Genomic DNA, 18,933 nt, shown 5'->3' on the forward strand with positions numbered 1-18,933 from the left:
AATGGCAGTCACACTCAATTTACAGGGAATACGAGGAACTGATGCAGTCAAAAATTAACTGGATTGATAACCTGCGAGGAATAGCGTGCCTGATGGTGGTCATGATCCACACGACGACCTGGTACGTCACGAATGCCCACAGCATCAGCCCCGTTAACTGGGATATCGCCAATATTCTCAACTCTGCGTCACGCGTCAGTGTGCCGCTGTTCTTTATGATTTCCGGCTTTCTCTTTTTTGGCGAACGCAGCGCGCAGCCGCGGCACTTCATTCGCATCGCGGCCTGTCTGGGGTTCTACAGCGCCGTTGCCCTACTCTATATCGCGCTGTTCACCTCCATTAACGCCGGGCTATCGCTGAAATACGTGCTGCAAAAACCGGTGTTCTACCACCTGTGGTTCTTCTTCGCCATTATCGTTATCTATCTGGTCTCCCCGCTCATCCAGGTAAAACACGTCAGCGGGAAAATGCTGCTGGCCCTGATGGTGGTTATCGGTATTGTCGCCAACCCGAATACGCTCTCACAGAAAATCGACGGATTTGAGTGGTTGCCGATCAATCTCTATATCAACGGGGATACTTTTTACTACGTGCTTTACGGCATGCTGGGGCGCGCCATCGGGATGATGGACACGCAAAAACGCGGTCTTAACTGGCTCTGCGGGGCGCTGTTTATCGCTGGGGTGGCGGTGATTTCACGCGGGACGCTGCACGAGCTGCAGTGGCGCGGCAATTTTGCCGATACCTGGTATCTCTATTGCGGGCCGATGGTCTTTATCTGTGCCGTTTCGCTGCTCACGCTCGCCAAAAATACCCTGAACGCGCGCGCCCTGCCCGTGCTGAGCGTCATTTCACGACACTCTCTCGGGATTTACGGTTTTCACGCGCTGGTGATCCACGCGCTGCGCACGAGAGGCGTTGAGCTAAAAAGCTGGCCGGTGCTGGATATGGTCTGGATTTTTGCCGCCACGCTGGCGATCAGCCTGCTGCTGTCGATGCTGCTGCAAAAAATAGACGTTCGCCGCTTCGTCAGTTAACGCTGCGCTGCCGGGCGCGATGGTACTGGCGCGGGGAGGAAAAGCCCGCCGCCAGTGAAGCCTGCTCAACGCCGCGCCCCTGCAATAGCCACTGCTCCGCCACCGCCAGACGCAGCTGTTCCAGATAATCGCGAACGCTAATCCCTAAATGTGACTTGAAAAGCCGGGTGAGATGACGCGGGCTGACGTGCGCCAGTGCGGCAATGTCAGGCAAGCTCCACGTTTTTTGCGGCTCGGCGGTGAGCGCATCCTGCGCCCGATGGATCGCCGGATGAAGATGATTGCGGTAGCGCAGCCACGGGGATAGCTGGGGATCGTCACCGGAACGGCGGAACCAGACCACCATCTCGCGCGCCACGGTCAGCGCCTTTTCGGGGCCGCACAGGCGGTTAATCATGTGCAGCGCCAGATCGATGCCAGACGTGATCCCTGCGCTGGTCCAGATGTTCTCATCCTGCACAAAGATGCGGTTTTCTTTAATCGTCGCCGTGGGGGCCGCGGTGCGTAAACGGCTAATAACGTCATGATGGGTCGTGCACTGCCGGTTGTTCAGCAGGCCCGATTTCGCCGCCAGTAAGGCCCCTGAACAGACGCACATCACGGTGATTTCCTGGCGCTGGATCTGCTGGTGCAGGCGTATCAACCAGTGCTGGATCTTCTGCGCTTGTGGCGTTGAGAACTGACTGCGGGAGTCGCTCACACCCGGCAGCACCAGCAGGCTGCCTTCCGGGAGACGCTCCGGCGGCGGCTGGATGCCGCTCATCGTCAGGCCAATGGACGTCGGAACCTCAGATTGCGGTCCAATGTAATGCAGGCGAAACGCGTCGCCTGCCAGCACAAAGGTTTCTGCCGGGCCGGTCATGTCTAATGACAGCACCCCGGGCAACATCACGAACCAGACGTCGATGCGCATTACAATGACTCCAGCGTCTCCGCTACCGTTTTAATCTCGGCAAAACGCCCGGCCAGCACCGTCTCGGTACGATGGCGAATTTCCGCTGCGCTAAGGGTTATCCCCTTGTACGTCATGGGAAACGTCAGCGTTGCCTCACTAACAAAGGTCACAGCATAACCCAGATCGGATGCCACCCGGGCGGTGGTTTCACAGCATTGTTCAGTACGAATGCCGCAGATAATCAGCTGGTTGATATCACGCTCGCGCAGCCAGCGGTCAAGCCCGGTATCCGTGAAGGCATTATGGACGTGTTTCTGGAAAACCACAGCCGGCTGATGACGCAAAAAGGCCATCGGTTTGACATAGCCGCTTTGCAGCGTGAAGGGGCCGTCTTCATCCACGTGAAAAATATCAACGACCGGAATATTGCGCGCCTGGCAGCCTTCAATCAGCCCCAGCATCGCCTGCTGAAAGGCAGGAATTTCGTCCTCCTGCCAGTAATTGCGTTGATGGAAGGACTGCTGAGTATCGATGTTGATTAATGCAATACGTGACATGATGGATCTCCTCGCCAGTGGGTGTGACACCATACTGGCAAGGAAATGAAGGCACGCACAGACCAAAAAAGGACATCCTCGTGCCTCTCCCGGACAAGCGTATTTACGACATCAGCGGCAGCAGCTGCTGGTAGATTTTGCGGAACACATTACGCCTTTCCGCGTACCGCGCATGGCGCCCCGCGTCAGGTACGTGCGCCTGTTCAAGCGTTAGCTGCGGCAACAGTTGCGAAAGCGGTTGTTCCGGATGAATGGCTATCTGTGCCAGACGCGCAGCACCGAGCGCGGGGCCGACATCCCCGCCGGTGCGGAAATCCAGCTGCAAACCGCTGATATCCGACAGCATCTGCCGCCAGTACGGGCTTCTCGCACCGCCGCCAATCAGGGTGACGCTCGTCGGTTTCAGGCCGCAGTCGTGCACCACGTCCATCCCGTCGGCCAGCGCATACCCCACGCCTTCCAGAACCGCGCGCGCCAGCTCTGCCGGGCCATGTTGATGAGTTAAGCCAAAGAACACCCCTTTCGCTTCCGGGTTGTTGTGCGGCGTACGCTCGCCGGAAAGATATGGTAAAAACCAGACGGTACCCGCAGCGTCATCCGCCTGCTGGGCTGCGGAAATGAGCGCCGGAACGTCGGCCATGCCGGTGAGTTTTGCCGCCCAGTCCAGGCAGGATGCCGCACTGAGCATCACCGACATCAAATGCCATTTCCCGGGAAGGGCATGACAGAAACTGTGCACAGCGCTTTCAGGATTACTGCGATACCCGTCGCTGACGGCAAAATAGACGCCGGACGTTCCCAGCGAGAGCATCGCCTGCCCCGCCTCAACCATGCCAACGCCCACGGCGCCCGCCGCGTTATCGCCGCCCCCGGCCACCACCGGTACGGCAGGCATATTCCAGCGTTCCGCAACGGCTGGCAGCAGTGTGCCTGTCACCTCACAGCCTTCGTACAGCGCGGGCATATGTTCCCGGGTCAGATGGCAGGCATCCAGCATCGCCTCGCTCCAGTCGCGTTTCGCCACGTCGAGCCACATGGTGCCCGCGGCATCCGACATGTCGCTGGCAAAATCGCCCGTCATGCGAAAACGCAGATAGTCTTTCGGCAGCAGGACTTTCGCCACCTGACGGAAAATCTCCGGTTCGTGGCGCTGCACCCACAGCAATTTGGGCGCAGTAAAGCCGGGCATCATCAGGTTGCCGGTAATCTCGCGGGAATTGGGCACGCGTTCCTCAAGAAGCGCGCACTCTTCCGCACAGCGGCCATCGTTCCAGAGGATCGCAGGGCGCAGCACGCGATGCTGGTTATCGAGCAGCGTAGCGCCGTGCATTTGCCCGGCAATCCCCAGCGCTTTCACGTCACGAAGGCTGTGCTGCTCTCCTAAAGCTTTGATTGCGCGATCCGTCGCCTGCCACCACTGCTCCGGATCCTGCTCCGACCACAGCGGATGCGGACGTGAAACCTGCAGCGTTTCCGTCTGCGTTGCTAACACGTCGCCCTGCTCGCTCAACAGGATGGCTTTCACACCCGATGTGCCAAGATCGATCCCGATATACATTACGGTGACTCCTTTAACAGAAATGCCCGGTGGCGCTAACGCTTACCGGGCCTACGTGCATCTTCAGCTCAATCACTTATCAAACAGATAGTGGTTTACGAGATTTTCCAGCAGTTCCTGGTGCCCGCTCTGGTGCTGCGGCGCCAGCTGCTGTTGTTCAGCGTACTTCGCAATTTCCGCCAGCGATAACTGACCTTTCAAGATTTGCTGGCCCAGCTCACTGTTCCAGCCGCTGTAACGCTTCGCTACGCGTTTATCCAGCTCGCCGTCTTCAATCATACGAGCCGCCACTTTCAGCGCCAGCGCCATGGTGTCCATCGCGCCAATGTGGCCGTAGAACAGATCGTATTTATCGGTGCTCTGGCGACGCACCTTGGCGTCAAAGTTCAGGCCGCCGGTGGTGAAACCGCCCGCTTTGACGATCTCGTACATCACCAGCGCATTCTCTTCCACGCTGTTCGGGAACTGGTCGGTGTCCCAGCCCAGCTGCGCGTCGCCACGGTTCGCATCGACAGAGCCGAAGATGCCCAGCGCAATTGCAGACGCGATCTCGTGGTGGAAAGAGTGGCCCGCCAGCGTGGCGTGGTTGGCTTCAATGTTAACTTTAATCTCTTTTTCCAGGCCGAACTGCTTCAGGAAGCCGTACACGGTCGCGACGTCGTAGTCATACTGGTGCTTGGTTGGTTCCTGCGGTTTCGGCTCGATCAGCAGCGTGCCGCGGAAGCCGATTTTGTGCTTGTGGTCGACAACCATCTGCATAAAGCGGCCAATCTGCTCGCGCTCCTGGCGCAGGTCGGTGTTGAGCAGGGTTTCATAGCCTTCACGGCCACCCCACAGGACATAGTTTTCGCCCCCCAACTGATGCGTAGCGTTCATTGCCGTCACAACCTGCGTGGCCGCCCAGCTAAACACTTCCGGATCCGGATTGGTGGCCGCACCCGCGCCGTAGCGTGGGTTGGTGAAGCAGTTTGCCGTGCCCCAGAGCAGCTTCACGCCGCTTTGCTGCTGTTTTGCCGCCAGTACATCCACCATCTGTGCAAAGTTGTTCAGATACTCTTTCAGCGATGCTCCTTCCGGCGACACGTCCACGTCATGGAAGCAGTAGTACGGCACGTTCAGCTTGTGGAAGAACTCAAACGCCACATCGGCTTTGCGCTTTGCCAGCTCGATAGCCTCACCAGGCTGCTGCCACGGGCGGTCAAAGGAACCCACGCCGAACATATCGGCGCCATTCCAGCAGAAGGTATGCCAGTAACAGGCGGCAAAGCGCAGATGATCTTCCATGCGCTTACCCAGCACCAGCTCATCCGGGTTGTAGTGACGAAATGCTAAAGGATTGGTCGTTTTTGGGCCTTCGTAACGAACACGATCGAGTTGGTCGAAATAAGCTTGCATATTGAGCTCCATAATCAGGGTATGCGGCGAGTCGTTGATACAGGAGTAATAGTGAATAGACATTTTGGGTTGCTCAATTACGTTATTTCACACTGCTATTGAGAGAATGCACAACTGTGCGCTGGCTCGCAAAATAATGCGCAGACAAACTATTTTTCGGCGCATATTCCAGAATCAAATGTAATTAAGACGTTACGTATTTTAAAATCCGATCGCGGTCATAAATTCAGAAATAAACCAAATATCATAATGAGAAGATAAAAATCTGTAATTGCCAGCCCGCCTTTCCGCGTTAAAAATTTGCTGCGTCTCAGCAGTGAATGTTTCTTTTATCTCAGCAACACATACCCCTACAAAAAGGCCTAATAATTATGAAGATAAAGAACCTGACTCTAACGCTCTGCACTACGCTCCTCCTTGCAAGCTTTGCAGGGCATGCCAAAGAGGTCAAAATTGGCATGGCGATTGACGACCTGCGCCTGGAGCGCTGGCAAAAAGATCGCGATATTTTTGTGAAGAAAGCAGAATCCCTCGGCGCCAGCGTGTTTGTTCAGTCGGCTAACGGCAACGAAGAAACACAAATGTCGCAGATCGAGAATATGATCAACCGTGGCGTCGATGTTCTGGTCATTATCCCCTATAACGGCCAGGTATTAAGTAACGTGGTGAAAGAAGCCAAACAGGAAGGCATAAAAGTCCTGGCCTATGATCGCATGATTAATAATGCGGATATTGATTATTATATTTCATTCGACAATGAAAAAGTCGGGGAATTACAGGCGCAAAGCCTGATCGACAAAGTGCCTCAGGGCAATTATTTCCTGATGGGCGGCTCTCCGGTAGATAACAACGCCAAACTGTTCCGCGAAGGGCAAATGAAAGTCCTTAAGCCGTACATCGACAACGGGAAAATTAAAGTGGTAGGCGATCAGTGGGCCGACGGCTGGCTGCCAGAAAACGCGCTGAAAATTATGGAAAACGCGCTGACGGCCAACAACAACAAAATTGATGCGGTTGTGGCCTCCAACGATGCCACTGCAGGCGGTGCTATCCAGGCTCTGAGCGCCCAGGGGCTGGCCGGTAAAGTCGCCATTTCAGGACAGGATGCCGATCTCGCTGGCGTAAAACGCATTATCGCAGGCACCCAAACCATGACGGTCTACAAACCGATTACCCAGTTGGCCAATACGGCGGCGGAAATCGCCGTGGAGCTGGGCAATGGCAAACAACCTAAGGCAGACGCAACGCTGAATAACGGCCTGAAAGACGTTCCGGCTCGCCTGCTCACGCCGATTGAAGTCAATAAAGAGAACATTGACGCCACCGTGGTTAAAGACGGTTTCCACAAGAAGAGCGAACTGTAATCCGGCGCGGCCCCTGCTCTGCGGGGGCGCATCACGTAGTACTGTTCTTCCCTCGGGTTATGTGGAGCGGTTATGCCCTATTTACTTGAAATGAAAAGCATCACCAAGCGCTTCGGCACGGTGAAAGCCGTCGATAACGTTAGCCTCCGGTTGAACCCCGGCGAAGTGGTTTCACTGTGCGGCGAGAACGGCTCGGGCAAGTCGACGCTGATGAAAGTACTGTGCGGGATCTACCCACACGGCAGCTACGAAGGCGAAATCATCTTTGCCGGCGAAGTGATTCAGGCGACACACATCCGCGATACCGAACGCAAAGGCATCGCCATCATCCACCAGGAGCTGGCGCTGGTGAAGCATCTCACCGTACTGGAAAACATTTTCCTCGGAGCCGAAATTTCCCGCCACGGCGTGCTGGATTACGACACCATGACGCTCCGCTGCGAAAAGCTGCTGGCGCAGGTGAGCCTCAACATTTCACCGGATACCCGCGTGGGGGATCTGGGCCTTGGGCAACAGCAGCTGGTCGAAATCGCTAAAGCGCTCAATAAGCAGGTCAGGCTGCTGATCCTTGATGAGCCTACAGCCTCGCTCACCGAACAGGAAACCGCGGTTCTGCTCAACATCATCCGCGATCTGCAAAACCACGGCATCGCCTGTATCTACATTTCGCACAAGCTGAACGAGGTTAAAGCCATTTCGGACACCATCTGCGTGATCCGCGACGGGCAGCACATCGGCACGCGTGAAGCCGCCGGGATGAGCGAAGATGACATCATCACCATGATGGTGGGCCGCGAGCTGACGGCGCTCTACCCGAATGAGCCTCACGCTAAGGGCGATGAAGTGCTGCGCGTGGAAAATCTGACCGCGTGGCACCCCGTTAACCGCCACATCAAGCGCGTCAATAACGTCTCGTTTTCCCTTCACAGCGGTGAAATTCTTGGGATTGCTGGCCTCGTCGGTGCCGGGCGCACCGAAGCCGTACAGTGTCTGTTTGGCGTGTGGCCGGGGCGCTGGGAGGGCACCATTTATATCGACGGCCAGCCGGTGAAAATCGACAACTGCCAGCAGGCGATTGCCCACGGTATTGCCATGGTGCCGGAAGATCGTAAGAAAGACGGCATCGTACCGGTAATGGCGGTGGGTAAAAACATTACGCTTGCGGCACTCGATCGGTTCTCCGGCGCGCTGAGCAGCCTGGACGACGCCGCCGAGCAGCAGTGCATCCTCCAGTCGCTTGCCCGGCTGAAGGTCAAAACCTCCTCGCCGGAGCTGGCGATAGGCCGCCTGAGCGGGGGAAACCAGCAGAAGGCGATTCTGGCGCGCTGCCTGCTTCTCAATCCACGCATATTAATCCTTGATGAGCCCACGCGCGGGATTGATATCGGTGCCAAATATGAAATCTACAAACTGATTAATCAGCTTGTACAGCAAGGGATTGCCGTCATTGTCATTTCGTCTGAGTTACCCGAAGTGCTCGGCCTGAGCGACCGCGTGCTGGTCATGCACGAGGGAAAACTGAAAGCCAACCTGATTAACCAGAACCTGACGCAGGAGCAGGTGATGGAAGCCGCTTTAAGGAGCGAACGTCATGTCCAAAAGCAATCCGTCTGATATCAAAGTCGCTGTTCCGACGCCCGGTGCGTTCGCGGGGCTTAAAGCGCTTAACCTGCAGGTTTTCGTGATGATCGCGGCCATTATCGTCATCATGCTGTTCTTTACCTGGATGACCGATGGCTCGTACTTAAGCGCGCGTAACGTCTCTAACCTGCTCCGCCAGACCGCTATCACCGGCATTCTGGCCGTAGGCATGGTGTTCGTGATTATCTCCGCGGAGATCGACCTGTCGGTCGGGTCGATGATGGGGCTGCTCGGCGGCGTGGCGGCGATTTTTGACGTCTGGCTCGGCTGGCCGCTGCCGCTGACCGTGGCGGTCACGCTGGTGCTGGGTCTGGTTCTGGGTGCCTGGAACGGCTGGTGGGTTGCCTACCGTAAGGTGCCATCGTTCATTGTCACCCTGGCGGGGATGCTGGCCTTCCGCGGGATCTTAATAGGCATCACTAACGGCACCACCGTCTCCCCGACCAGTGCAGCCATGTCGCAGATTGGCCAGAGTTATCTCTCAGATAGCATAGGCTTTACGATCGGTGTGGTGGGGTTGCTGGGGTTTGTCGCGTGGCAGTGGCGTGGACGCATGCGTCGTCAGTCGCTGGGGCTGGCTTCTCCGGCGTCAACGTCGGTAGTGGGGCGTCAGGCGCTCACGGCGGTCATTGTGCTGGGCGCCATCTGGCTTTTAAACGACTATCGCGGTGTCCCGACACCCGTCCTGCTGCTGGCGCTTTTACTGCTGGCCGGTATGTTTATGGCCACGCGCACCGCGTTTGGTCGCCGTATTTATGCCATTGGCGGCAACCTTGAAGCTGCCCGCCTCTCGGGTATCAATGTCGAACGTACCAAGCTGGCGGTTTTCGCCATTAACGGCCTGATGGTCGCTATCGCCGGGTTGATCCTCAGCTCGCGTCTGGGTGCCGGCTCGCCCTCCGCCGGTAACATCGCCGAGCTGGATGCTATCGCCGCCTGCGTCATTGGTGGAACCAGCCTCGCAGGGGGTATCGGTAGCGTGGCGGGCGCGGTCATGGGGGCATTTATCATGGCGTCGTTGGATAACGGGATGAGTATGATGGACGTCCCGACGTTTTGGCAGTATATCGTCAAGGGGGCCATTCTTTTACTGGCAGTCTGGATGGACTCGGCCACCAAGCGACGGGCCTGATAACCGTATTGTGACTTAATTGGGAAGTGAGCCATGTTTGAAAAGCGTCACCGCATTACGTTGTTATTCAATGCCAATAAGGCCTACGACCGTCAGGTGGTGGAAGGCGTGGGTGAATATTTGCAGGCGTCGCAATCTGAATGGGATATTTTTATTGAAGAAGATTTTCGCACCCGTCTGGAGAACATCAAAGACTGGCTGGGCGATGGCGTCATCGCCGACTATGACGATCCCGTCATCGAGCAGCTGCTGACCGACGTCGACGTCCCGATTGTGGGCGTCGGCGGCTCCTATCATGCGCCCGAACACTACCCGCCGGTTCACTATATTGCCACCGATAACCATGCCCTGGTCGAGGCCGCCTTTCTCCATCTAAAAGAGAAAGGCGTCCATCGCTTCGCGTTTTATGGTTTACCCACCACCAGCGGCAAGCGCTGGGCCGTTGAGCGAGAACACGCGTTTTGCCAGCTGGTCGCACAGGAGAAGTATCGCGGCGTGGTGTACCAGGGGCTGGAGACCGCGCCGGAAAACTGGCAGCACGCGCAAAACCGCCTGGCGGACTGGCTGCAAACGCTGCCGCCGCAAACCGGTATTATCGCCGTGACGGACGCCCGCGCGCGGCACGTGCTGCAGGTCTGCGAACATTTACACATTCCGGTGCCCGAAAAGCTGTGCGTGATTGGCATTGATAATGAAGAACTGACCCGCTATCTGTCTCGCGTGGCGCTCTCCTCCGTTGCTCAGGGCACGCGTCAGATGGGCTATCAGGCGGCGAAGCTGCTGCATCGTCTGCTGGATAAAGAATCTCTGCCGCTTCAGCGCTTGCTCGTGCCTCCTGTCCGCGTCGTAGAACGTCGCTCAACCGATTATCGCTCCTTAAGCGACCCGGCCGTTATTCAGGCCATGCACTACATTCGCAACCACGCCTGCAAAGGGATAAAGGTCGATCAGGTGCTGGATTCGGTGGGCATTTCGCGTTCGAATCTGGAGAAGCGTTTTAAAGAAGAGGTGGGCGAAACCATTCATGCCGTCATCCATGCTGAAAAGCTGGAGAAAGCACGCAGCCTGCTCATTTCTACGTCGCTGTCGATCAACGAAATCTCGCAGATGTGCGGTTACCCGTCTCTGCAATATTTCTATTCCGTGTTTCGCAAGGAATATGACACCACGCCGAAGGAGTATCGGGATCGCCACAGCGAGGTGTTGATATAGAAAAGAAAACGCCTTCCAGTGGAAGGCGTTTTTTCGAGATTACATATGGGCGGCGATTAAGCGCTGGTTATCCTGGTACATGGCGAACAGATAGTTGTTATAGCTCTGTCCCTTTGTCGAATAACCTTTCAGCTTGTGGATCATCGTACTGGCCGTCACTTCCTGGTCCGCTTTACGCAGCTGAGCGCGGGATTTACGGAACGATGAGTAGGCCGGGTGCGTGTTCAGATTCACCACGTAGGCGCTGACGGAATCCTTCACAGATTCAAACTGCGAATAGCCTTTCACCTTGCCAGGGGCATTATTACAACGACCTTTCACACATTTCATGCCGAAAAGGTTGTTGTTGCTACGCGCAAGCTTAGAAGTACCCCAGCCGCTTTCGGCAGCAGCCATGGTCGCAACCATGCTGCCCGGGATGATATCCACACGCTCAAGGAGTGCATTCCACGGCACACGACGCGTGTTACCGTTCCAGCTCAGCTTATAGCGCTTTGTGATATCTTTCAGACGCGCGCGCTCTGACGGCGACCAGCGGCTATCGTACTGCTTGGAAATTAGCCAGTTACGATCCGCAGTAATCGCGGCATTTTGACTCGTGATGTAAGGCATTACCGTCCGGAGAAACGCTTTTTTTCTTGGTGTTCCGGAAGGGTATTTTCGCAAATCAGGAAGTGAACTACTCTTTGCACTATTGCGAGAATACTCTTGTTTACTGCTAACCTTACTACTTGTCGTCTTTATTACGTGGGCTTTCTTACTCGTTGTATCCGTGTGCGTCTTCGCAAGCACCTCACCCGAAAATGCCGTGGTGAGTAACATGAGTATCGCAGCCCCATATCGTCGAATGGGAGTCGATATCATTAGGTCTCCTGGTCGGATGTAATCATCCCAACACCTTATTTTTTTCACAAATTTGAGAGCGGAATCTCAAATCATATCAAAAATAGACTTCAAGAGCACGTATAGAAATAGTCCAATTCCGAAACTATGTCACCTGAAACTTGCTCATAAAAACATCATTCCACAAAAACTGTGTGCGCTATCGCAGATAACTGCCTAATTTTGCGCGAGATCACTCATCCTCACGCATCCTCCCGGCAGAAAGCGACAGGGGATGAGTTTCAGCTCCCCGCCTGATGGCACACTGGTCAAAAATGCCGCGACAGGAAAAAGGAATGAAACGTACCGCATTAGCCTTTCTGATGTTACCCGCACTGGCGCATGCCGACTGGTCATCACCGGGATTTAGCGCATTTAGCGCCGAAGGCACCGGGGTCTTCACCAGCCAGGCAAAGCTTGCGAAGGGTACGCGTCCTCTGACGCTGAGTTTTGACAAGACGTGCTGGCAGCCTGCGGACGCGATAAAACTCAACGAGATGCTGTCGCTCAAGCCCTGTGACGGCACGCCGCCGCAGTGGCGCCTTTTCCGCGACGGTAACTACCAGATGCGGATTGATACCCGCTCCGGCACGCCCACCCTGCTGCTGACGATTCAGAGTGTCGCAGAACAGCCGGTTGCAAACGTCATCCGCCAGTGTCCGAAGTGGGACGGTAAACCGCTGACGCTGGACGTCAGCAGTACCTTCCCGGAGGGCTCCGTCGTACGCGACTACTACAGTAAACAGACGGCGACGGTGCAGAATGGAAAAATCACCCTGCAGCCCGCCGCCAACAGTAACGGCCTGCTGCTGCTTGAGCGCGCCGAAATCGACAAGCCTGCGCCGTTTAGCTGGCAAAACGCCACCGTCTATTTTGTGCTGACCGACCGTTATGTGAATGGTGACCCGGGCAACGACAACAGCTACGGTCGTCATAAAGACGGTATGCAGGAGATTGGCACCTTCCACGGCGGAGACCTTAAAGGGCTCGCCGGCAAGCTCGATTATTTACAGCAGCTGGGAGTGAACGCGCTCTGGATAAGCTCCCCGCTTGAGCAGATCCACGGCTGGGTAGGCGGTGGCACTAAAGGGGATTTCCCGCATTACGCCTATCACGGCTACTACACTCAGGACTGGACGAAGCTCGACGCCAACATGGGCACCGAAGATGATTTACGCCATCTTGTCGACGAAGCGCACAAGCGCGGCATTCGCATCCTGTTCGATATCGTCATGAACCACGCGGGCTACGCGACGCTTGCTGATATGCAGGAGTACCAGTTTGGCTCGTTGTATCTGCAGGGAGATGAGCTGAAAAAGACGCTGGTAGAACGCTGGACGGACTGGAAGCCGGGCGCGGGCCAAAGCTGGCACAGCTTTAACGACTACATCAACTTTAGCGACAAAGCCGCATGGGAGAAATGGTGGGGCAAAAAGTGGATCCGCACGGACATCGGCGATTACGACAACCCCGGCTTCGACGATTTGACCATGTCGCTGGCATTTCTGCCGGATCTGAAAACGGAATCCACGACGCCTTCCGGATTGCCAAACTTCTACCAACACAAGCCCGACACCCACGCGAAGGCCATCCCGGGATATACCCCGCGCGATTATCTGACCCACTGGCTGAGCCAGTGGGTACGTGACTACGGCATCGACGGTTTCCGGGTGGATACGGCGAAACACGTTGAGCTTGCGGCCTGGCAACAGTTGAAAGACCAGGCAAGCCAGGCGCTGGCCGCCTGGAAAGGGGCGAACCCGGACAAAAAGCTCGACAACGCACCGTTCTGGATGACCGGAGAATCCTGGGGCCACGGGGTGATGCAAAGCGATTATTACCGCCACGGTTTTGATGCGATGATCAACTTTGACTATCAGGAGCAGGCGGCAAAAGCGGTGGATTGTCTGGCCGATATGGATCTCACCTGGCAGCAGATGGCGGAGAAGCTGCAAAGCTTCAACGTGCTGAGCTATCTCTCATCACATGATACGCGTCTGTTCCGCGAAGGGGGCCAGCGCGCGGCGGAGCTGCTTCTGCTGGCACCCGGCAGCGTACAAATCTATTACGGTGATGAATCCGAGCGTCCGTTCGGTCCGACGGGTTCTGACCCATTACAGGGCACCCGTTCGGATATGAACTGGCAGGACGTCACGGGCAAGCAGGCCTTAACCGTCGCCCACTGGCAAACGCTGGGCCAGTTCCGCGCCCGCCACCCATCGATTGGTGAAGGCAAACAAACCACGCTGTCGCTGAACGAGGGGTATGGATTCGTGCGCGAGCACAATGGCGATAAGGTGATGGTGGTATGGGCAGGTAATCAATAACGGCACACTCCAGTTTCCTCTCCCTGTGGGAGAGGGCTGGGCTGAGGGAAAATCCACCAGAACTATTCACTACATAAATCCCACTCTACCATACAAAACAGCAAATCCGACCACATCACCCGATTTGCACCAGCACGGTGCTAGCGTTATGGTTACCCACTTTCAAAATAAGCTCGACAGATCACCTGCTATGACGTTTTCACTTTTCGGCGACAAATTTACCCGCCATTCAGGCATTACTCGCCTGATGGAGGACCTCAACGACGGGCTGCGCACACCGGGCGCAATCATGCTCGGAGGCGGAAACCCGGCTCAAATCCCGGAGATGAATACCTATTTCCAGACGCTGCTCGCTCAGATGCTGGAAAGCGGCAAAGCAACCGATGCGCTTTGCAATTACGACGGCCCGCAGGGTAAAACCGAACTGCTGGCACTCCTCGCCGAAATGCTGCGTGACGAGCTGGGTTGGGATATCGAACCACAGAATATTGCACTGACAAACGGCAGCCAGAGCGCATTTTTCTACTTGTTTAACCTGTTCGCAGGGCGTCGCGCCGACGGCACCACCAAAAAAGTGCTGTTCCCGCTGGCACCGGAGTACATCGGCTACGCCGATTCCGGCCTGGAAGAGGATCTGTTCGTCTCCGCGCGCCCGAACATCGAGCTGCTGCCGGAAGGACAGTTCAAATATCACGTCGATTTTGAACACCTGCATATTGGTGAAGAGACGGGCATGATCTGCGTATCGCGCCCGACTAACCCAACGGGCAACGTGATCACCGACGACGAACTGATGAAGCTGGATGCGCTGGCGAATCAGCACGGTATTCCGCTGGTGATCGATAACGCCTACGGCGTGCCGTTCCCGGGCATTATCTTCAGCGAAGCACGTCCGCTGTGGAACCCGAACATTGTCCTGTGCATGAGCCTCTCTAAGCTGGGTCTGCCGGGCAGCCGCTGCGGCATCATCATCGCCAACGAGAAAATCATCACCGCCATTACCAATATGAACGGCATTATCAGCCTTTCACCGGGCGGCATTGGCCCGGCGATGATGTGCGAAATGATTAAGCGCAACGACCTGCTGCGTCTGTCAAATGACGTGATCAAGCCATTCTATTACCAGCGCGTTCAGGAGACGATTGCGATACTTCGCCGCTACTTGCCGGAAGAACGCTGCCTGATCCATAAACCTGAAGGAGCGATTTTCCTCTGGCTGTGGTTTAAGGATTTGCCTATCACCACCGAACTGCTCTACCAGCGCCTGAAAAAGCGCGGCGTGCTGATGGTACCGGGCGATTATTTCTTCCCGGGACTGGATAAGCCGTGGCCGCATACTCACCAGTGCATGCGCATGAACTACGTGCCCGATCCGGAAAAAATCGAAGCGGGTGTTAAAATTCTCGCCGAAGAAATTGAAAAAGCCTGGCGCGAAGACGGTCAGTAAGTTCTTACGCCAGATTATGCAGCCGTTCGGCGCGTAGTCTGGCAGGATCAACACAGCGCAGCGCGTGAGTTGGACAGGCCTCCACGCAGGCCGGTCCGCCTTCGCGATGCAGGCACAAATCACATTTCAGCGCCTGCGCCTTATTTCCCTCCAGGCGCACCTGCATCGCCCCGAACGGACACGCCACCATACAGCTTTTGCACCCAATGCAGCGCGTCTGCTCAACGAGCCAGGCTCCCGCCGTACGGCTGATGGCATGGGTTGGACAGACCTTAGCACACGGCGCGTCCTTGCACTGATGGCAACCCACTGCCGTAGTGTATGAACTTCCCTTAACCACCCGAAGGCGGGGCGAAAAGGTATTAGCGGAGACGATGTCCTGATGCGACACCGCGCAGGCCACTTCGCAGGTGCGGCACCCAATGCATTTTTCCGCATCCGCCATGATAAATCGGTTCATGTATTACGCCTCGCGTGCATTAAAAGCCGGTACTGCACACATCTTACATACTGCCCGATTCAGCGAAGGTGTGATGGGTCAAATAGGAGGCGCTCAGCCGGAATTATTATGCTCTTTACAATACCGCCGTTTCCAGACGGCAGGTGTTAAGCCCGTATGCTTTGAAAATATTTGCCGAAAATAGCCCACGTCATTAAAACCACAGCGGTTTGCTACTTAGGTAAGCGACGCAGAGCCATCCAGCAACAGCTTTTCCGCTGCCCTGACGCGCTGGCGATGTATCGCCTCCATCAGGGTTAAATGGAAAGTCCGGCGAAATACGTGCCCCAGGTAATCGGCATTGCAGTGCAACGCTTTTGCCAGCTACGGCGTCGAAAGCGGTAAATGAAACTGCGTGCGAATAAGCTGCTTCGCCTTCCACGCCATCGCCGCACCGGCCTGATCCACGCTGTCTCCATTCCCTGAAGAGAGCGACACCTGCTATAAAATCATCTCCAGCGCCAGCACCGCACGCTAACCTTTATACCCCGGTTCAGTTGGGCAAACAGGGGAGTAGCAGAGATGCGGATTTGGGTGGATAAACATAAACAAGGATAATGTCACCTTTATAGATATATAATATTTTTATCAAGCTCAGTAATGCCAAGTTCACGGATTATCATCGACTGAAAGACAATGTGATCTAACCCTCGGTATTGTTTTTTTGCAGCAGTTCAGCTCAGACATACCATTGTCTGACATGCATTTTAGTGTTATTCCATAAAGACACACAGCTAAAAATAAGGACATCCCATGGAATTCACAGAAAGATTAAATGCCTTATCAAATAAAATAAAACAACAACTTGATGTAATTAATACTGAAGAAGCAACAAAAACCGCATTTGTAATGCCATTCATTCATAACGTTCTGGGTTATGATGTTTTTGATCCTTCAGAGGTAACACCTGAGTTTGTCTGTGATGTTGGTACAAAAAAGGGCGAGAAAATCGATTATGCCATAATGAAAAATAATGACGTTCAGATACTTATTGAATGTAAGAAAATTGGCGAACCATTAAATATAAATCATGCTTCGCAGTTATTCAGGTATTTTCATGTAACAAACGCCAGAATTTCAATCCTTACCAATGGACAAAATTATAAATTTTTTACAGATCTGGATGCTCCCAATAAAATGGATGAAAAACCATTTTTGGAAGTAGATCTTCTTGATATTGACGAAAATATAATACCTGAGCTAAGAAAATTAACTAAGTCTTCGTTTGATTTGGAATCAATTATCAATGCTGCTGGTGAATTAAAATATGTCAGTCAAATCAAAAAAATCCTGCATTCTCAGCTAAATAATCCTGAAGATGACTTTGTGAAATTTTTTGCATCCCGAGTTTATGATGGGATTCTGACTCAAAAAGTCAGAGAGTCTTTTTTAAACTTGACCAAAAAAGCTGCAAGCCAGTACATAAATGATCAGGTTAATGAGCGACTTAAGTCAGCTATTACGGGCATAACCCCAGCGATCATCGATACTCCAAATGAGTCATCACAGATTGAGGAAGACGAACATAAAGATGAAAGTGATGTGGTTACAACGCTAGAGGAGCTCGAGGGATATCATATAGTTAAAGCAATCACCAGAGCAGTACTGGAGGCACCCCGTATAACTCACAGAGATACCAAAAGTTACTTTGGTATCCTTGTAGATGACAACAACCGCAAACCCCTTTGCCGATTGCATTTCAATCGTACGCAAAAATACATCGGACTTTTCGACATAGAAAAAAACGAAACGCGTCATCCTATAACGACAGTCGATGATATCTATTCCTTTGCTGATATCCTGAAAGCGACAGCAGCTCTATATAATTAATTTTTTACTGAGGCAGCACGCGACGTGCTGCCTCAGCCTGGAACGTCAGGTAAAAAGTCGCTGGCGCTACCGTCGGAATCAGAATGAATGTAAGCCGGATAAAACATAACGACTCCTGATATCCGTGCTTAATTCGCGCCCGTCGCCAAATCCGGGCGAGAGTGCCCGGTATAAATTTCTTTAAGAATGATACACATGATACGCACCTTTATTGATGGCGCAGATCGCATTAGCGTATCAGGAATATTAATGAGGAAGTCATGACGGAAAGGGAAACGGGAGATAGGTACTCTCAAATATGCCCGGCAGCGCTTCGCTTGCTCGGGCCTACGTAAAACTGCGATGGCAGTCCATGTAGGCCCGCGTAAGCGAAGCCGCCACCCGGCTTTAGCGCATCAGAAACGCCAGGTCAGGCCGGTCATCAGCGCGAAGCTGTCGTCGCGATCGATCACCGGGCTGTTCTTCACGTCGTCAGGCAAAACGGTGTAAACCGCGCTGGCGTTGAGGTATAGCTTCTGGGTTAACTGATATTTAGCCGCCAGGCCAACGTATGGCGTCCAGCTGTCACCGGCGGTGTATTGATCCAGTCCGGAGCGGCGAGACTCGCTGCCGGATACGCCGTAGTAGTAGTCGTTATAGCTTTCGTCGCTATAGAAAATACCGACAGAGGGCGTCAGGGTCAGGCGTTCCATCCTGATTGGGCGGAAGTATGAAACCTCGCCGATCAGACCGCCGCTTTCATCAGTGGCATCGCCCGAGACCGCCACTTTCAGCGAACCCCAGCTTTCGTGGCGGTAGTACGCGCCGCCGAGGAAGGCAGAAGCTTTACGCTCATCAAGCTTTTTCATCTGATGGTCGTCGTTGTCATCAGGATCGAAATGCAGCGGCATCCACGATGCGGTCAGGCTGAGTTCGTTTTTTGCGTCTTTCCACAGGATCCATCCGCCCGTGGTCTGGCGAACATAAAAGCTATCGCCTTCGTAACTAATTAACGGTACTGCGGTCGTATTTTCGTTATAGCCTTTGTAAGGAGACTCATTAAATACAGCCCCCGCTCCTAGTGAAAAGTCACCGGCCATTGCTGATGATGTTGCAAATAACGTGGCAGCGATGAGTAAATTGTATTTAATAGTCATTACATGTAATCCATTAAAATG

Annotated in this window: 15 protein-coding genes and 3 pseudogenes; 9 read left to right on the top strand and 9 right to left on the bottom strand. The window is 54.3% G+C overall.

All coding sequences use genetic code 11. The features are described 5' to 3' along the window. Positions 1 to 41: 41 nt before the first annotated feature. Positions 42 to 1,037: an acyltransferase gene (locus tag LA04_RS12160; protein ID WP_047651751.1), complete on the top strand. Its 996-nt coding sequence runs from the start codon at positions 42 to 44 to the stop codon at positions 1,035 to 1,037. On the opposite strand, the gene LA04_RS12165 is transcribed toward LA04_RS12160, so the two are convergent. The 4 genes from LA04_RS12165 to xylA form a co-directional block, all read right to left on the bottom strand. Further along, positions 1,030 to 1,950: a GlxA family transcriptional regulator gene (locus LA04_RS12165; protein ID WP_047651752.1), complete on the bottom strand. Its 921-nt coding sequence runs from the start codon at positions 1,948 to 1,950 to the stop codon at positions 1,030 to 1,032. The two genes, LA04_RS12160 and LA04_RS12165, sit on opposite strands and share 8 nt — an antisense overlap. Beyond that, complete coding sequence (locus tag LA04_RS12170; protein WP_047651753.1) at positions 1,950 to 2,489, bottom strand: isochorismatase family protein; 540 nt, start codon at positions 2,487 to 2,489, stop codon at positions 1,950 to 1,952. Before LA04_RS12170 ends, LA04_RS12165 begins: the two co-directional genes overlap by 1 nt. A 103-nt stretch (positions 2,490 to 2,592) precedes the next feature. After that, the gene (gene xylB / locus LA04_RS12175) at positions 2,593 to 4,047 is read right to left on the bottom strand and encodes a xylulokinase (protein ID WP_047651754.1); all 1,455 of its coding nucleotides are present in this window, start codon (positions 4,045 to 4,047) and stop codon (positions 2,593 to 2,595) included. A gap of 72 nt (positions 4,048 to 4,119) precedes the next feature. Continuing rightward, positions 4,120 to 5,442, bottom strand: a complete 1,323-nt coding sequence (xylA, locus tag LA04_RS12180; protein ID WP_087823749.1) for a xylose isomerase — start codon at positions 5,440 to 5,442, stop codon at positions 4,120 to 4,122. 371 nt (positions 5,443 to 5,813) lie between these two features. Between xylA and xylF the strand changes: the two genes are divergently transcribed. The 4 genes from xylF to xylR all read left to right on the top strand — a co-directional run bounded on the left by xylF (position 5,814) and on the right by xylR (position 10,791). Next, the gene (gene xylF / locus LA04_RS12185) at positions 5,814 to 6,806 is read left to right on the top strand and encodes a D-xylose ABC transporter substrate-binding protein (protein ID WP_032650791.1); all 993 of its coding nucleotides are present in this window, start codon (positions 5,814 to 5,816) and stop codon (positions 6,804 to 6,806) included. 72 nt (positions 6,807 to 6,878) lie between these two features. Then, entirely contained in the window at positions 6,879 to 8,420 is a 1,542-nt protein-coding gene (locus tag LA04_RS12190; RefSeq protein WP_047651755.1) for a xylose ABC transporter ATP-binding protein, read from the top strand. Beyond that, entirely contained in the window at positions 8,398 to 9,579 is a 1,182-nt protein-coding gene (gene xylH / locus LA04_RS12195) for a xylose ABC transporter permease XylH (protein WP_047651756.1), read from the top strand. Before LA04_RS12190 ends, xylH begins: the two co-directional genes overlap by 23 nt. A gap of 33 nt (positions 9,580 to 9,612) precedes the next feature. Beyond that, positions 9,613 to 10,791 (top strand): D-xylose utilization transcriptional activator XylR, encoded by a 1,179-nt coding sequence (gene xylR, locus LA04_RS12200; RefSeq protein ID WP_047651757.1) that lies wholly within the window; start codon positions 9,613 to 9,615, stop codon positions 10,789 to 10,791. Positions 10,792 to 10,830: 39 nt separating this feature from the next. Here xylR and LA04_RS12205 read toward each other — a convergent pair whose 3' ends face one another. Beyond that, positions 10,831 to 11,655, bottom strand: a complete 825-nt coding sequence (locus tag LA04_RS12205; protein ID WP_032661838.1) for a protein bax — start codon at positions 11,653 to 11,655, stop codon at positions 10,831 to 10,833. A gap of 314 nt (positions 11,656 to 11,969) precedes the next feature. Between LA04_RS12205 and LA04_RS12210 the strand changes: the two genes are divergently transcribed. Both LA04_RS12210 and avtA read left to right on the top strand, forming a co-directional pair. Further along, the gene (locus tag LA04_RS12210) at positions 11,970 to 14,000 is read left to right on the top strand and encodes an alpha-amylase (protein ID WP_047651759.1); all 2,031 of its coding nucleotides are present in this window, start codon (positions 11,970 to 11,972) and stop codon (positions 13,998 to 14,000) included. 190 nt (positions 14,001 to 14,190) lie between these two features. Further along, positions 14,191 to 15,447, top strand: coding sequence for a valine--pyruvate transaminase (avtA, locus tag LA04_RS12215; RefSeq protein WP_023309932.1), 1,257 nt, complete (start codon positions 14,191 to 14,193; stop codon positions 15,445 to 15,447). A 4-nt stretch (positions 15,448 to 15,451) separates the two neighbouring features. Here avtA and LA04_RS12220 read toward each other — a convergent pair whose 3' ends face one another. Further along, a complete protein-coding gene (locus LA04_RS12220; RefSeq protein ID WP_047651760.1) occupies positions 15,452 to 15,907 on the bottom strand; it encodes a 4Fe-4S dicluster domain-containing protein in 456 nt (151 codons plus the stop codon). A 93-nt stretch (positions 15,908 to 16,000) separates the two neighbouring features. Continuing rightward, a pseudogene (locus tag LA04_RS12225) lies at positions 16,001 to 16,351 on the bottom strand (helix-turn-helix transcriptional regulator); the annotation flags it as partial. Positions 16,352 to 16,402: 51 nt separating this feature from the next. On the opposite strand from LA04_RS12225, the pseudogene LA04_RS25145 reads away from it, so the two are divergent. Together LA04_RS25145 and LA04_RS12230 are read left to right on the top strand one after the other, a co-directional pair. Next, positions 16,403 to 16,504: pseudogene (locus tag LA04_RS25145) on the top strand (hypothetical protein); the annotation flags it as partial. Positions 16,505 to 16,699: 195 nt separating this feature from the next. Next, positions 16,700 to 17,776 (top strand): type I restriction endonuclease, encoded by a 1,077-nt coding sequence (locus LA04_RS12230; protein ID WP_047651761.1) that lies wholly within the window; start codon positions 16,700 to 16,702, stop codon positions 17,774 to 17,776. 35 nt (positions 17,777 to 17,811) lie between these two features. On the opposite strand, the pseudogene LA04_RS25005 reads toward LA04_RS12230, so the two are convergent. Together LA04_RS25005 and LA04_RS12235 are read right to left on the bottom strand one after the other, a co-directional pair. Then, a pseudogene (locus tag LA04_RS25005) lies at positions 17,812 to 17,883 on the bottom strand (type II toxin-antitoxin system HicB family antitoxin); the annotation flags it as partial. A gap of 288 nt (positions 17,884 to 18,171) precedes the next feature. Further along, positions 18,172 to 18,912, bottom strand: coding sequence for a MipA/OmpV family protein (locus LA04_RS12235; RefSeq protein ID WP_047651762.1), 741 nt, complete (start codon positions 18,910 to 18,912; stop codon positions 18,172 to 18,174). Positions 18,913 to 18,933: the final 21 nt, after the last annotated feature.

The organism is Enterobacter sp. UCD-UG_FMILLET (assembly GCF_000762975.1).
Lineage (GTDB): Bacteria > Pseudomonadota > Gammaproteobacteria > Enterobacterales > Enterobacteriaceae > Enterobacter > Enterobacter dykesii.

Coding starts and splice junctions, on each gene's coding strand:
- LA04_RS12160 (WP_047651751.1), top strand. CDS start 42: ATGCAGTCAAAAATTAACTGGATTGATAACCTGCGAGGAATAGCGTGC.
- LA04_RS12165 (WP_047651752.1), bottom strand. CDS start 1,950: ATGCGCATCGACGTCTGGTTCGTGATGTTGCCCGGGGTGCTGTCATTA.
- LA04_RS12170 (WP_047651753.1), bottom strand. CDS start 2,489: ATGTCACGTATTGCATTAATCAACATCGATACTCAGCAGTCCTTCCAT.
- xylB (WP_047651754.1), bottom strand. CDS start 4,047: ATGTATATCGGGATCGATCTTGGCACATCGGGTGTGAAAGCCATCCTG.
- xylA (WP_087823749.1), bottom strand. CDS start 5,442: ATGCAAGCTTATTTCGACCAACTCGATCGTGTTCGTTACGAAGGCCCA.
- xylF (WP_032650791.1), top strand. CDS start 5,814: ATGAAGATAAAGAACCTGACTCTAACGCTCTGCACTACGCTCCTCCTT.
- LA04_RS12190 (WP_047651755.1), top strand. CDS start 6,879: ATGCCCTATTTACTTGAAATGAAAAGCATCACCAAGCGCTTCGGCACG.
- xylH (WP_047651756.1), top strand. CDS start 8,398: ATGTCCAAAAGCAATCCGTCTGATATCAAAGTCGCTGTTCCGACGCCC.
- xylR (WP_047651757.1), top strand. CDS start 9,613: ATGTTTGAAAAGCGTCACCGCATTACGTTGTTATTCAATGCCAATAAG.
- LA04_RS12205 (WP_032661838.1), bottom strand. CDS start 11,655: ATGATATCGACTCCCATTCGACGATATGGGGCTGCGATACTCATGTTA.
- LA04_RS12210 (WP_047651759.1), top strand. CDS start 11,970: ATGAAACGTACCGCATTAGCCTTTCTGATGTTACCCGCACTGGCGCAT.
- avtA (WP_023309932.1), top strand. CDS start 14,191: ATGACGTTTTCACTTTTCGGCGACAAATTTACCCGCCATTCAGGCATT.
- LA04_RS12220 (WP_047651760.1), bottom strand. CDS start 15,907: ATGAACCGATTTATCATGGCGGATGCGGAAAAATGCATTGGGTGCCGC.
- LA04_RS12230 (WP_047651761.1), top strand. CDS start 16,700: ATGGAATTCACAGAAAGATTAAATGCCTTATCAAATAAAATAAAACAA.
- LA04_RS12235 (WP_047651762.1), bottom strand. CDS start 18,912: ATGACTATTAAATACAATTTACTCATCGCTGCCACGTTATTTGCAACA.